The organism is Corynebacterium sp. CCM 9203 (genome assembly GCF_041357675.1).
Taxonomy (GTDB): Bacteria; Actinomycetota; Actinomycetes; order Mycobacteriales; family Mycobacteriaceae; genus Corynebacterium.
Window position 1 is genome coordinate 485,795 of record NZ_JAUERY010000001.1, and the last position, 13,453, is coordinate 499,247.

13 protein-coding genes and 7 tRNA genes are annotated in these 13,453 nt (G+C 58.3%); 10 read left to right on the plus strand and 10 right to left on the minus strand.

The window, feature by feature from the left end:
• The first annotated feature begins 4 nt into the window (after positions 1-4).
• The gene (locus QWU44_RS02080) at positions 5-1,015 is read left to right on the plus strand and encodes an iron chelate uptake ABC transporter family permease subunit (protein WP_370914043.1); all 1,011 of its coding nucleotides are present in this window, start codon (positions 5-7) and stop codon (positions 1,013-1,015) included.
• Complete coding sequence (locus QWU44_RS02085) at positions 1,012-1,767, plus strand: ABC transporter ATP-binding protein (RefSeq protein WP_370914044.1); 756 nt, start codon at positions 1,012-1,014, stop codon at positions 1,765-1,767. The genes QWU44_RS02080 and QWU44_RS02085 overlap by 4 nt, the downstream gene beginning before the upstream one ends.
• A gap of 11 nt (positions 1,768-1,778) precedes the next feature.
• Here QWU44_RS02085 and QWU44_RS02090 read toward each other — a convergent pair whose 3' ends face one another.
• Entirely contained in the window at positions 1,779-2,417 is a 639-nt protein-coding gene (locus tag QWU44_RS02090) for a DUF3000 domain-containing protein (protein ID WP_370914045.1), read from the minus strand.
• 185 nt (positions 2,418-2,602) lie between these two features.
• Here QWU44_RS02090 and hemQ point away from each other — a divergent pair, with 185 nt between their 5' ends.
• Positions 2,603-3,304 (plus strand): hydrogen peroxide-dependent heme synthase, encoded by a 702-nt coding sequence (gene hemQ, locus QWU44_RS02095; protein WP_370914046.1) that lies wholly within the window; start codon positions 2,603-2,605, stop codon positions 3,302-3,304.
• A gap of 54 nt (positions 3,305-3,358) precedes the next feature.
• On the opposite strand, the gene msrB is transcribed toward hemQ, so the two are convergent.
• From msrB to QWU44_RS02140, 9 genes are all read right to left on the minus strand, one after another.
• Positions 3,359-3,778 (minus strand): peptide-methionine (R)-S-oxide reductase MsrB, encoded by a 420-nt coding sequence (gene msrB, locus QWU44_RS02100; RefSeq protein ID WP_370914047.1) that lies wholly within the window; start codon positions 3,776-3,778, stop codon positions 3,359-3,361.
• Positions 3,775-5,106, minus strand: a complete 1,332-nt coding sequence (locus QWU44_RS02105) for a glycosyltransferase family 87 protein (protein WP_370914048.1) — start codon at positions 5,104-5,106, stop codon at positions 3,775-3,777. Before QWU44_RS02105 ends, msrB begins: the two co-directional genes overlap by 4 nt.
• 30 nt (positions 5,107-5,136) lie before the next feature.
• Positions 5,137-5,904 (minus strand): pyrimidine reductase family protein, encoded by a 768-nt coding sequence (locus QWU44_RS02110; RefSeq protein WP_370914049.1) that lies wholly within the window; start codon positions 5,902-5,904, stop codon positions 5,137-5,139.
• A gap of 71 nt (positions 5,905-5,975) precedes the next feature.
• Positions 5,976-6,051: transfer RNA gene (locus tag QWU44_RS02115), tRNA-Gly, on the minus strand.
• Between the two features lie 31 nt (positions 6,052-6,082).
• Positions 6,083-6,154: transfer RNA gene (locus QWU44_RS02120), tRNA-Val, on the minus strand.
• Positions 6,155-6,185: 31 nt separating this feature from the next.
• A tRNA-Gly gene (locus tag QWU44_RS02125) sits at positions 6,186-6,258 on the minus strand.
• A gap of 31 nt (positions 6,259-6,289) precedes the next feature.
• Positions 6,290-6,361: transfer RNA gene (locus QWU44_RS02130), tRNA-Val, on the minus strand.
• Between the two features lie 13 nt (positions 6,362-6,374).
• Positions 6,375-6,448, minus strand: a tRNA-Cys gene (locus QWU44_RS02135).
• A 30-nt stretch (positions 6,449-6,478) separates the two neighbouring features.
• A tRNA-Gly gene (locus QWU44_RS02140) sits at positions 6,479-6,551 on the minus strand.
• 367 nt (positions 6,552-6,918) lie between these two features.
• On the opposite strand from QWU44_RS02140, the gene QWU44_RS02145 reads away from it, so the two are divergent.
• The 7 genes from QWU44_RS02145 (at position 6,919) to pgsA (ending at position 13,449) form a co-directional block, all read left to right on the plus strand.
• Positions 6,919-6,990, plus strand: a tRNA-Val gene (locus QWU44_RS02145).
• 321 nt (positions 6,991-7,311) lie between these two features.
• On the plus strand, positions 7,312-7,911 hold the full coding sequence (locus QWU44_RS02150; RefSeq protein WP_370914050.1) for a copper resistance CopC family protein: 600 nt from the start codon (positions 7,312-7,314) through the stop codon (positions 7,909-7,911).
• 7 nt (positions 7,912-7,918) lie between these two features.
• A complete protein-coding gene (locus QWU44_RS02155; protein WP_370914051.1) occupies positions 7,919-8,521 on the plus strand; it encodes a copper chaperone PCu(A)C in 603 nt (200 codons plus the stop codon).
• Positions 8,522-8,631: 110 nt separating this feature from the next.
• Entirely contained in the window at positions 8,632-9,933 is a 1,302-nt protein-coding gene (locus tag QWU44_RS02160; RefSeq protein ID WP_370914052.1) for a Dyp-type peroxidase, read from the plus strand.
• Positions 9,934-10,243: 310 nt separating this feature from the next.
• Complete coding sequence (gene thrS, locus QWU44_RS02165; protein ID WP_370914053.1) at positions 10,244-12,229, plus strand: threonine--tRNA ligase; 1,986 nt, start codon at positions 10,244-10,246, stop codon at positions 12,227-12,229.
• Entirely contained in the window at positions 12,201-12,812 is a 612-nt protein-coding gene (locus QWU44_RS02170; RefSeq protein ID WP_370914054.1) for an HIT domain-containing protein, read from the plus strand. The genes thrS and QWU44_RS02170 overlap by 29 nt, the downstream gene beginning before the upstream one ends.
• On the plus strand, positions 12,805-13,449 hold the full coding sequence (pgsA, locus tag QWU44_RS02175; protein ID WP_370914055.1) for a phosphatidylinositol phosphate synthase: 645 nt from the start codon (positions 12,805-12,807) through the stop codon (positions 13,447-13,449). Before QWU44_RS02170 ends, pgsA begins: the two co-directional genes overlap by 8 nt.
• Positions 13,450-13,453 lie beyond the last annotated feature (4 nt).

Below are 13,453 nucleotides of genomic sequence, written 5' to 3' on the forward strand. Positions count from 1 at the left end.
ATCGATGACGAACACTCGGTCCGTCATCGATGAACAACGAGAACGGCGTCGTAAGGCTGATCGTTCCCGAATTCTCCTTGTCGTGGGCCTCATGTCTCTGGCCACCGCAGGTGTGGTTTTCTCCCTCACCTGGGATCTCCCGTCTGCATGGAAATTCGTACTCAAACTCCGGTTGTCGGCGGTCGCTGGCCTCGTCATCGTGGGGGTGGCGATCGGAGCCTCCACCGTTGTCTTCCAGACGATTACGGCCAACAAGATCCTCACTCCGGCGCTCATGGGCTTCGACAGTCTCTACCTCCTTATCCAGACGATCATCGTGTACTGGTTGGGGGTGATGTTCTTCTCGACAACTCCGTCGGTCGTGATGTTCTTCGTTAACACGGCCATCATGGTCGGTTTTTCACTATTTCTCTTCTCGGTTGTCTTCGTGGGCGGGCGGACCTCCATCGACTTGTTGCTGCTCATCGGAATCGTGGTGGGCGTTTTGTTCCGTTCCCTGTCCGCGCTGCTGCAGCGGATGCTCGACCCTGGTGAATACCAGGTGTTGCAGGACGTCTTCTTCGCGACATTCTCCGTGGTGGACAAGCATCTGCTGCCGTGGGCTGCCGTTGTCACCGTCGTGTGCGTCGGTATTTTCCTGGGTCGGCGCAGGCAGCTCGACGTACTGCTCCTCGGGAGGGAGACTGCAGTATCCCTCGGGGTCAATCACCGACGTGAAGTGATCATCGCACTCGTCCTCTGCTCCATCCTGGTGAGCGTCTCTACTTCTCTCGTCGGCCCAGTGACCTTCTTCGGCCTGCTCGTGGCCAACCTTGCGTACCTGCTTGTCCGCAGTGACAGGCACGGATGGACCATCCCGGTCGCTTCTGCCCTCGGTGTGGTGTTCCTCGTGGTGGGCCAGTGGGTCCTCGGCAAGCTGTTTTCCTTTGAAACCTCCCTCTCGGTGATAATCGAGTTTGCTGGCGGAATTCTGTTCCTCTACCTTCTGCTGTCAAAGAAAGGCCTGGGCCGTTGATTCGAATCGCCGGTGTGACCAAGAAATACGACTCCAACACGGTTGTTAACGATGTCAGCGTGGACATCCCAACGGGAGGCGTGACCAGTGTGATTGGGCCCAATGGGGCCGGTAAATCGACTTTGCTCGGAATTATCAGCAGATTGATTCGGGCGGACGGCGGAACCGTGAGTGTCGACGGGCATGATGTCAGGTCAACTCCCTCCCGAAAGCTCGCGCAGATCCTGTCCGTCCTTCGCCAGGAGAATCGGGTCGCTGTTCGACTTACCGTCCGTGACCTCGTCGCTTTCGGTCGGTTTCCCCATAGCGCCGGACGAATGACGCAGCGAGATGAGGAAGCCATACAACGTGCGTTGGAGTATCTGGAACTGGAGGAGTTCTCCGAACGTAACCTCGATGAACTATCCGGTGGGCAGCGCCAACGGGCATTTGTCGCGATGGTGCTGGCCCAGGAAACCGACTATATATTGCTCGATGAGCCATTGAACAACCTCGATATCAAGCACTCTTTGGCGATGATGAAACTGCTGCGGCGGACAGCGGAGGAATTGGGCCGCACAGTTGTCGTCGTGATTCACGACATTAACTTCGCTGCAGCCTATTCCGACTGGATCATCGCAATGAAGAATGGATCCCTCGTGCATAGTTGTACCCCAGAAGAACTCATGACTACCGAAAACCTGGCATCACTCTATGACGTTGACCTCACTGTCACCGAGGTGTGCGGGAGACCCGTCGCGATGTACTTTTGACTGCTCCAGATTCATAAGTGGGGCCTGGAGCTCCGCTGACTCAGTGGAATGACACCCTCGGGGGGAAGACCGGCGACATGACACAGTAACTCACTGAATGCGGCGACGTGCTCGGTCAAGTCGTTGCCGACCGCTGTCCATGACGCACGCATCTCCACTTGGAATGCGCGGGGTGGACCGCCGATTTCACCGAAGCGGACGGATGCAGTGGAGGTGACGGTCCCGCCGAGGTTCGTATGAGAGGCATCACAGTGGGCGAGTGATTCTTTCAACCAGTCCCATGCGACATCGGGCAGTAATGGGTCGCCGGCCACGGAGTCGTCCATGTCAGCCTGAATGTAGGCGACCAGACGCATCTTGCCGTCCCAGCTTTCTTCAGCTCCGGGATCGTGAAGGAGGATCAATCTGCCGAATGCGTCCCCTTCGCTCTCTGCGGTGATGTCTCCATTCGTGGAGCGTTCGATCTCGAGTCCGATCGCATGACTGTACGGGGCTAGCCGTTGCGGCGGCCGGATGGTTCCCAGGGACACCTCCGGACGTAGACGGGCCCGGTGCATGGATTCGACAGCGTCGTTGAACATCTGCGGAGCGCCGGTGTCGGCCGATGTCCCGGCGGGGGCGGGATGCTGGGGAGCTTCGGAGTCGGTCACGGGTTTCAACCTAACGCCGCAAAACCTTATGGTTGGGGAGGCGCGCCGAAGGGGCGGTCACGCCCTCCGGTGGGTATCCAACTTATGATGGATGGCAGTGCTCGCCGGTGAATACATGATGCCGACGACGTTTCACCGGTGGTTCCGTTTCGGGGCCACCCCACCACGAAAGGAGCTCGAATACCGTGGCTCAGCGCAAGGATTTCGAGAGACTCAACTCGATGCAGCAGTACTCCCAGTTCGCCACCTTCCGGATCATTCCGGGGGCGCTCGGGGATGATCGCTCTCAAGCGATTGTCGACACCAGGGAGTTCTTCCAGAAACTCGAGGACAGCGCTGTCACGGTCCGGGGAATCTACGACATCTCCGGACTGCGTGCTGAGGCCGACGTCATGATCTGGTGGCATGCGGAAGAAATCGAGGATATCCAGCGGGCTTACAACGATTTTCGTCGTACGACGACGCTTGGCCGGTGTACCGAGGCTTTCTGGACGGGAACCGCGCTGCATCGCCCGGCAGAGTTCAACAAGTCCCATCTCCCGAGTTTCATCATGGGGGAGGACCCAGGCCGGTGGATCTCCGTCTATCCGTTCGTCCGTTCCTATGACTGGTATCTGTTGGATGATGCGGAGCGCCGGAAAATCCTTGTCGAACACGGTATGGCGGCGCGGGACTTCCCCGATGTGCGTGCCAACACAGTACCTGCATTCTCCCTGGGGGACTATGAGTGGATCCTCGCGTTCGAGGCACCAGAGATGCACCGCATCGTGGATCTGATGTACCGCATGCGCTACACGGAAGCACGTCGGCATGTCCGGGAGGAGATTCCGTTCTTCTCCGGTAGACGTGTCGATGATGTCGAGGAGATCATCGCGGTTCTTCCCTGACCCGTGTCGATGTCCGCCCAATCCCGTCCCGGGAAAGGCGGGCATCTGTGGTTCTCAGGATTCGTCGAGAGGTTTCTCCTCGAGGCTGAGACAGATTGAGTTGATGCAGTAGCGCTGATCCGTCGGTGTGTCGTATCCCTCACCTGTGAACACATGTCCCAGGTGGGAATCGCATGCTGCGCAGAGTACTTCGACGCGGGGTCGCCCGGGTAGTGAGTTATCCGCACGCTCGATCACCCGATCCGCGGCGAGGGGTGAAAAAAACGCGGGCCAGCCACAGTGAGCGGAGAACTTCTCGGTTGACCGGAATAGTTCGGTACCGCATGCACGGCAGGAATAGACGCCCTCAGTGACCGTGTCCGTATATTTCCCTGTGTGGGGAGCTTCGGTTCCTCCCTGCCGCAAAACCCTGTATTCCTCGGCAGAGAGCCGTTTGCGCCACTGGTCATCGGGGATGAGGGTGAAGTCGGTCATCGTTCCTGCGCTTCGCTTTCTTCTCGGGGGTGGTGGGCTGAATCAGTTGTGGTGGGGGATGGGACCGTGGTTCCTGGTGGTTCAGATGCCACTGCAGCTCGCCCGTTCCTTTCCTGCCACCACCAGATGACAGATGCCACGGATATAGTCAACACAATGAGTGCCCAACCGATGGTCGGTTTGAGATAGTGGATCGCGCGGCCAGCATCGATCCACTCATCGGAGAACCATACATCTGCGGACAAGAAACAGTACACAGCAATCCATGCGACGGGAGAGTGCATTGGGGAGCGTCGGAGTAGAACGGTGAACAGCAGCGGAAACAACAGCATCGAGTAGTACATCTGTCCGAGAGAGGACAGCAGGAACACGCCTGCTAGAAGCAAACCCGAGGTCGTCGTAAGCCAGAGCAGAGGATCGGAGTAGCGCCAGCGAAGAAGAACGAACGTCCCCACCGTGACGCAGCCCGCGAAGAACAGGAACCAGAACTTCTCCTGCCACCATGGCATGCCGTAGTAGGTGGCGATACCCGGGAGTGAACTGTTTGCGTAGTCCCTGACCTCTCCGAGATAGGGCATCGTACGGGTGATGTAATCGGTCGCGCCGGGGACAATTGGCCAGGCGATCGCGTTGATGATCGCAGGGAGAAGTACGCCGATGGCGACGGTACGCCAGTTCAGCTTCACCAGGGGGAGAAATAGCAGGGGTGCGAAGATCGGTTTGATGAGGATCGCCATCCCGATCAGAATGCCAGCGGCCCACCTGTGTTCGTGCAGCAGGCAGTAGAGGTAGGCGGCTAGTGCGAGAAGGAGTATCCCGTTGATGTTAGAGAAGACAAGGGTGTTCCGGACAGCTTCGGTGAGAAACGTGAAGAACACCGCTCCGGGGAAAACCACTGAAGACAAAGCATACCCGAACATTCTCGTCAGTACTGCGAGTCCCGCCACGATCGCACCAGCGTTGATGCAGATGAACCACATCCGGGCGGAATCGAAATCTGTGAGCATCCCCAGCGGGGACAGCACCAACGTGGCTCCCGGAGAATACAGATAATGTGGATCGACATAGTGGTAGACCTCGTTGTAGATCGGCACCCCCTCATGGAAACGGCGAAGCGCGTAGTAGACCGTGGAGAAATCATCGGTCACGGATCCGTTGACGGAGAGGATCAGAATGCGGTGGATGATCAGCATCACCGACAATGGCCAGAAGACCACTCGACCGATACCGTCGAAACCGGTGGTCCGTGGGGTCGGGGAGGTTGCGGGTGCGCGCTCACCCGGGGAGATCCAGAGTGTTGTCAAACGGGATTGGGCTAGGTCAGTCACTGCACCACCATACCGCGGAAACAGCCCTGCTCAGGGAGTGGGACCAGGGTGTCTCGTGTGGTAACGAAGAAAGACGCATCCGTCTTTCGTCGCCTGCATGTCCGCTAGCTCAAGTTGGTGCTGCTCTGGTTCCCCTCCTAGATCCTCGGGGGGCGACGAAATGAGCGGAGGGGCGGCGGGCAGCGTGAGACTCGGGTCGATGGTGACGTGATGGATATCTGTCAGTCCCGCACGAACGAGTTGCCCGAGCAAGCATGCTCCGCCCTCGCAGAGAATCCTCCGATGGCCGAGTCGACGTAGTGTCTCCATGATTTTTCGCGCATCACCATCCCCAATCGAGAAGATCTGGGCTCCCGTCCCCCTAATCATTTCCCGCGAATCGGTGAGTGCAGGATCGGTGTAGGACGATTCCGGGGTGAGTATGAGCGGCGGGATACAGGTGTCGGCGAACAGTCTGGAATCAGGGGACAGAGCTAAGGATCGGCTCACGACGGCGAGAGGGGGAACCTCACCGCGTCCCTCCTTCGCGCGTCGTAAACGGGTATCAGTATCCACCACGACACCCCCGTAGTTCTCTGAACGGACGGTCTCGGCACCTACGAGAACAACGTCGCTCCAACGGCGTAGTGCCAGAAGCAGCTCGGTGTCCGTGGCATTTCCGATGGCACGGGAACTGCCGCCGATCGCTGTGGCGCCGGTGAGTGTCATGGCGGATAACGCGCGTACCTGATCTTGGTGAGGATCGGCGATTGGTCCGATCAGGGGTTCGGGTTCCAGAAAATCGGAAAGGGGGATCATGTCCTTGAGGATACGGAGCTCCTACTATATAGGAAGAGGGGCATCCCGGGTTTAACCGAGATGCCCCTCTTTGGAGCGGATGACGAGATTCGAACTCGCGACCCTCACCTTGGCAAGGTGATGCGCTACCAACTGCGCTACATCCGCACACACATTTTTAGGAGTTGTGTGACTCCGGTGCGCGATACTGGGATCGAACCAGTGACCTCTTCCGTGTCAGGGAAGCGCTCTCCCGCTGAGCTAAACGCGCAGGAAAGAAAAACTGCTAGCAGTATTTCCAGAGCGGATGACGAGATTCGAACTCGCGACCCTCACCTTGGCAAGGTGATGCGCTACCAACTGCGCTACATCCGCACACACATTTTTAGGAGTTGTGTGACTCCGGTGCGCGATACTGGGATCGAACCAGTGACCTCTTCCGTGTCAGGGAAGCGCTCTCCCGCTGAGCTAAACGCGCAAGACTTTGAAGCTGGAGGTGGAAACGGGAATCGAACCCGTGTGCACGGTTTTGCAGACCGTTGCCTCACCACTCGGCCATTCCACCGTGGTTGTTCAGGTACGAAAACCATACCAGAGCGGATGACGAGATTCGAACTCGCGACCCTCACCTTGGCAAGGTGATGCGCTACCAACTGCGCTACATCCGCATCGCAACATACTCCGGATCAGGAATCCGGTGTGGTGCGTTTTCAAACTCTAGCCCTATCCGGTTCCGTGCACAAATCCCCAGTTAAGCTGTGTTGGGGGATGGGGATCGAGCCGTTGTTCGGACGGGTGTGTGGAGTCCAGCGCTCCTTGATGTGGGTTTTGGTCCGCCCTTCCGGGATGTTCTGGTGGTCAAGACTTGCTCCCGGAGCCGGGATCATTTTCTATGGCCTTATGGCCGTCCGTGCCCATTTAGGCTGGTAATTGTCCGTTCAAGCAGGCGATTAGGTCTATGGTTTAGGGTCGTGTTAACTTCTGTGTGGAAGACGGTTACTTCTTTTTCTCAGTATCGTCACCATTATGTTTTGAGGTCCCATGGCTCAGTGGAAGAGCGTTCCGTTCACACCGGAAAGGTCGCTGGTTCGATCCCAGCTGGGACCACAAATGAACCGCCCATGCGCACTACCTGCCTCGGGCGGTTTTTCATTTGCCGGGTCTGCCGTGTGGCATGGTCCGAGGAGAAGGGCAGAGCGCTGCTTTCGATGACGGGTTAGATTTGTGGCCGGAGGGTCATTCATGAGGTTTCCGTTGTTCCTGATTCGGGCGAATCCGAAGCTGGCGGGAACTTCCGGGGAACGGCAGCCGACTAGTCTAAGAGGCTGCCGTGAAAATCGGGGCCGATCACGTTCCGGCATGTGGGTTCCAGTGGTGCTGGATGGTGATTTACCCCGGAAAATCCAACAGAATCCCAGGGAGTTGAATGTGAGACAGCAGTCCGAACACCAGTGCCGTCGTGGCATGGGGCGCGCCATTTCAGCGCTTTGTGCATCCGTGATCATCCTTGGTGCACAGTCTGGCCTCGGACCTGCATGGTCGGAAACCCGGGCGGTTGCACATGACGTCGTAATCAACTCAACCCCTGCTGATGGGGCAACGGTGGAAGTGTTTCCGCGTGAGATAATTCTGGAGTTCTCCGGTATTCCCCGGGACAGTTTCAATACCGTTGCAGTGAGCGATACTGAGACCTCGACTGTCCTTTTCAGTGATGAGCCGGCCCTCGAAGACCAGATTGTTCGGGTGGCGGTTCCCGATGACATCACTCCGGGGCCCGGCGAATATACCGTGGGATTCCAGATCACCTCATCCGATGGGCACGCTACTCGTGGCAGAACCACGTTCACCGTTTCGGATGAAGGCGTCCCGTCGGAGGATCTGCTGGCGTCGGAGTCTAATCTGGGGGATTCCGCACGGCCCGGTTCCGCGGAATCCTCAACCCCGTATCTTCCCGGTATCGCGATCGGTGCCGGGCTCCTGCTCCTCGTGATCGTCGGTGCAGGACTGATCCTCAAGAAGAGAAAGTGAGTCCACCATGAACACCCGTACCCTAACCCGTGCAACCGTCGCTACCCTCGCCTCTGCGAGTCTTATCCTTGCCGGCTGCTCCGATTCCACGAAGGAGTCCGTGGATGATGCGACTTCAGCCGTTACTTCTGCCGCTGCTGAAGTTGGTGAAGACGTCAAGGAAAAAGTAGCTGATGCTGTGACGGAAGTGGCGTTGCACCTCGAAGACGGTTACGTTAAAGCCATCCCGGAGAACTCCGGGATGACCGCTGTTTTTGGGGTTCTGGAAAACCGAACCGACCGGGACATCACCCTGGTCGGATTCACCACTTCGCTCGATGACGCGGATTACGAGATCCATGAGGTCGTTGATGGCACGATGCGGGAAAAGGACGGCGGAATCAAGATCAAGGCGGGCGGGAAGCACATCCTGGAACCTGGCGCCGACCATCTGATGATCCTCAACCATGATAGGGCCATTGAAGCGGGATCCACCATCAATGTCATTCTCGAGTTGTCGGATGGCACGAAGGTGACGTTGAAGGATGTGCCGGTTCGCGCGATCGCAGCAGGTGAAGAAGATTATGCATCGCACGGAGACCACGGTATGAAACATGGTGATGATAGTTAGGCAAGGAACTGACGGGGGGCCGGCGGTATTTCCGGGGGGGGGGGCACCTCACGTGTCACTGAATTTCTACACCTCAGCCTTATCATCCTGAAAGTCCGGTGAGATACCCGATGTCACCAGATCACCCATCCTGCCCTGTACCGCGTTCACTGACCCGTCGCGGTTTTCTCGCGGGTTTGTCCGCAGGTGCTGCCGGGGTGGGGTTAGCCGCCTGCTCTCCGGAAACTCGCTCGGATCTGGGGCCCGAGGTTATTCCTCCAGGTGATCGTGAGGTCGGGGATGCTCGTCCTGGAAATGAGACCGTGATGTTTGACGGTGAGCACCAGGCGGGTATAGCCACGCCGTTCCAGGCGCACCTCAACCTGGTGGCGTTCACCTTCGTTGAGGGCGCTGACCGGGGTTCGGCCAGACGACTGATGCGACTCTGGACGGAAGACGCTCGTCGGCTCTGCCGGGGGCAGACACCACTCGGTGACCTCGAACCCGAAATGGCGGATACACCAGCGAACCTGACGGTAACCTGTGGTTTCGGGGCCAGGTTCTTCGACGTCATTGGACGTCCCGAAGCGAAACCCGGTTGGCTCGGAGCATTGCCAGCCTTTTCGCGTGACCAACTCGAGGAAAAATGGGGTGAGGCTGACGTTGTTCTCCAGATCTGTTCCAACGACCCGGTGACGTTATCGCACGCTACTCGTCACCTGATCAGAGCCGGTGTCGACTATGTCACCGTGAGGTGGTTCCAACAGGGTTTTCTCAACTCTGACGGAAGACGTCCGGACAATGTGACCCCCCGTAATCTGTTCGGGCAGAAGGATGGCACGGTGAATCCCCGTACCGAAGAAGAGTTCGACGATATCGTTTGGATCGATGAAGGGCCCGAATGGTTGTACGGAGGTACCGCTCTCGTCGTCCGCCGTATAGCCATGAACCTCGATGAGTGGGAGATTCTGGACAGGACTTCCCGTGAGGTGGTGATGGGCCGGACACTCGAAAGTGGGGCACCGTTAACCGGAAGTGACGAATTTGATGCCCCGGACTTCGGAGCCAGGGACTCTTACGGGTTGCCGGTCATTGATCCGGCAAGTCACGTCGCGCGTTCGACCAATCCGGTGGACGAGCCGTATCAGAAGATCAGGAGGCGGGCCTTCAACTACGATCTTCCCCCGGAACCCGGGAGCGGACAAAGTTCGAATGCGGGTCTTGTCTTCATCTGCTTCCAGAAGAACCCGCTCGATCAGTTTGTGCCCATTCAACAGCGTCTCGATGAGAAGGATCGGTTGAACCAGTGGATCGTTCACGTCGGGTCCGCCGTATTCGCTTGTCCGCCCGGGGTCCAGGAGGGCAAGCCAGGTGACGGACGAACCCAGGGGGGCCGAGATCTCTACTGGGGAGCCGCGCTCCTCGAAGAATGAGACGGCGGGTTAAGATGATGGCTGACAGTTTGGCCGTTCCGCCTCGTTCGCTCCGCCACGCAGAAGTGTACGGAGTTCAGGTGGTCCGGCATTGGCCCACCTGACGCCCTGGCGACGGGCCCGCCCGGCACTGGTGAATTCCGGTGCCTGACGTTACTGTTCCACCACCGTGAACGGGATCCGGCCAGGTATGCCGGTTCCGCCGATCGCAAGAAGGAGCGCGACCAGCATCGTGTGCAACACAGACAAATCAAACGCCGGATCTCATCCGTCTATCCGAGTTTCCGCAGGTACCGCAGTAGGTGTAGCAATGCGTGAACTGGACCTTCCCAATAAGGGGGCGGATGCCGTCGTCTGCGTCGCTGATGCGGACGGCACGCTCTTTGATCTCTCTCATGTCCCGGACACCGATACGGTGTTTTCACCCGTCGCAGCGAATACCGAGGCTGGGAGGTCGGTTATCCGGCACTCCTGCGCCCATGTTCTCGCGCAGGCCGTGCAGGCTGAGTTTCCCGGTACAAAGCTGGGGATCGGCCCCGCGATCACGGGAGGTTTCTACTACGACTTCGATGCAGCAGAACCTTTCACCCCCGACGATCTCCGAACCCTGGAGAAGCGGATGAAGAAGATCATCAAGTCGGGTCAGAAGTTCGAACGTAGGGTTTTCCCGACACTTGACTCCGCCCGAGAGGCTCTGGCTGAGGAGCCTTATAAGCTGGAGCTGATCCAGGACAAGGGATCTGTCGACCCTGATTCCGATGAGGCGACAGAGGTGGGATCCGGCGAGCTGACAGGCTACTACAACGTGAATCCCCGGACCGGTGAACCTGAGTGGTATGATCTTTGCCGTGGTCCACACGTGCCTACGACACGGTATATCCCAGCCTTCGCATTGACCCGTAGTTCCGCGGCCTACTGGCGGGGAGATCAACGCAATGCCGGTCTCCAGCGTATCTATGGTACCGCTTGGGAGAGCCGGGAGGCACTTGAGGCGTACCAGACCATGCTCGCGGAGGCGGAGAAGCGGGATCACCGAAGGCTCGGCACCGAACTCGATCTCTTCAGTTTCCCGGACGACATCGGGTCCGGATTCCCTGTCTTCCATCCGAACGGTGGCATTGTCCGACTCGAGATGGAGGAGCATTCACGGCGTCAGCACATCAACGCTGGATATAGTTTCGTGAATACACCACACCTGACCAAGGGGGAGTTGTTCGCCAAATCCGGGCACCTCGATTTTTACGCCGACGGGATGTTCCCACCCATGCAGTTGGACGGAGAAACTGACGCGGATGGAAACGTCACCAAACAACCGCAGGACTACTACGCGAAACCTATGAACTGCCCGATGCACAACCTCATCTTCGCGTCGCGTGGGCGAAGTTACCGTGAGCTGCCGTTGCGTCTGTTCGAATTCGGGACTGTCTACCGATACGAGAAATCCGGGGTCATTCACGGACTCACCCGTGCCCGTGGGTTCACCCAAGATGACGCACACATCTACTGCACCGATGACCAGCTCGAAGCAGAACTCACAACGGTTCTCGAGTTCGTGATCTCGCTGTTGCGAGACTATGGTCTGGATGACTTCTACCTCGAACTCTCAACGAGGGATGCAGAGAAGAGTGTCGGATCCGACGAGATCTGGGCGCGCTCCACGGAAATCCTCGAACGGGTGGCTCACAACTCCGGGTTGGATCTGGTCCCGGATCCCGGTGGAGCGGCATTCTACGGGCCGAAGATCTCGGTCCAGGCTAAGGATGCCATCGGTCGTACCTGGCAGATGTCCACTGTACAGCTCGATTTCAATCTTCCGGAGCGATTCAATCTCGAATACACGGCCTCTGACGGAACCAAGAAACGACCGATCATGATCCACCGAGCGCTGTTCGGTTCCATCGAGCGCTTCTTTGGTGTGCTGTTGGAGCACTATGCGGGTGCCTTCCCTGTGTGGCTGGCACCGCACCAGGTCGTCGGTATCCCGGTGGCGGATGACTTCGCACCGCACCTTGACTCAGTATGCGAAAGGCTTCGGCGTGCTGGTATCCGCGCAGAGGTTGACGAATCGGATGATCGGATGCAGAAGAAGATCCGTAACCACACGACCGGCAAGGTGCCGTTCATGCTCCTAGCGGGTGCCCGCGATGTCGAGGCAGACGCCGTCAGCTTCAGATTCCTGGATGGCAGCCAGGTGAACGGAGTGCCAGTAGAGGAGGCGGTTAATTTGATCGTTTCCTGGGCCCGGGATCGGATCAATGATCAGCCGAATGAGGATCGTCTTGCGGCCCGCCGCTGAGGGAGAGAAGGCGGCGGCTGACGGAATCGTCGTCGACAGTGGCCTGGGGAACCCCGACCATCTGCAACGTCTCTGGGCTCCGTACCGCATGGCCTACATCGCGGATCCCGGTGCAGGTGGGCGCGCTGCTGATGGAAGAGTCTCTGATCCTTTTCTCCGGATTCCTGAACTCGACGACGAGGAAGGCCTGATCATTGCCCGTGGTTCATTCGTGTACTGCGTGTTGAATCTCTACCCGTATAATTCCGGGCACATGATGGTCGTTCCCTACCGTAAGGTGGCGAATCTCGAGGACCTCACCCCAGAAGAATCGAAGGAGTTGATGGTGTTCGCGCAGACCGCGGTCAAAACCGTGAAGGCGGTTTCCGGTCCGGATGCCATCAACGTCGGTCTGAATCTCGGCAGGGCATCCGGAGGATCGGTGGCTGATCACCTGCACATGCACATTGTTCCGAGGTGGGCCGGTGACTCAAATTTCATGACGGTCATTGACGGAACGAAGGTTCTGCCGCAGCTTCTGCGTGACACGAGAAGACTTCTCGCGGATGCCTGGGTGACCCCTTTGGGAGGCGGGGATGCTTAGCGCACGCGGTCGACGTCCGGCCGCTGTCGTCGTCGAACCTGTCGCCCGGGTGATGCTCAGGTTAGGTCTCACCCCAAACACGATCACCGTTGTCTCGGCGACCCTGGCTATTGCCCTGTCCGTGATTCTGATTCCCACGGGTCATCTGTTCGCCGCTGCTGTGCTTACGGGTCTGTTCTCTGCGTTTGACATGATCGACGGGACGATGGCCCGAATGCGGGGTGGAGGAACGAAGTTCGGTGCTACATTGGACGCCACCTGTGACCGGATCACCGACGGTGCATTCTTCGGTGCCGTAACCTGGTGGCTCATCTACACGCACCAGGCTGCTGGCTCGGTGGTTGCTGCGTCGTTGGTCGTTTTGGTCGGTTCCCAGGTTATCTCCTACGTGAAGGCGAGAGGAGAAGCATCCGGTCTGCGCATCGTCGGGGGACTCATCGAACGCCCTGAACGTCTGATCATCGGACTGCTGGGTATCGGATTGACCGGGCTCGGTGTTCCCTGGGCGATTGAGATCTCGATCTGGGTGCTCGCCGTTGGTACGGTCCTCACAGTCGTGCAGCGGCTCCGCTTCGCTTCACGTTCGTCAAATGCTTCAGATCGAACAGCCCCGCCCACAGGAGCGCGAACCTACTAGGTCG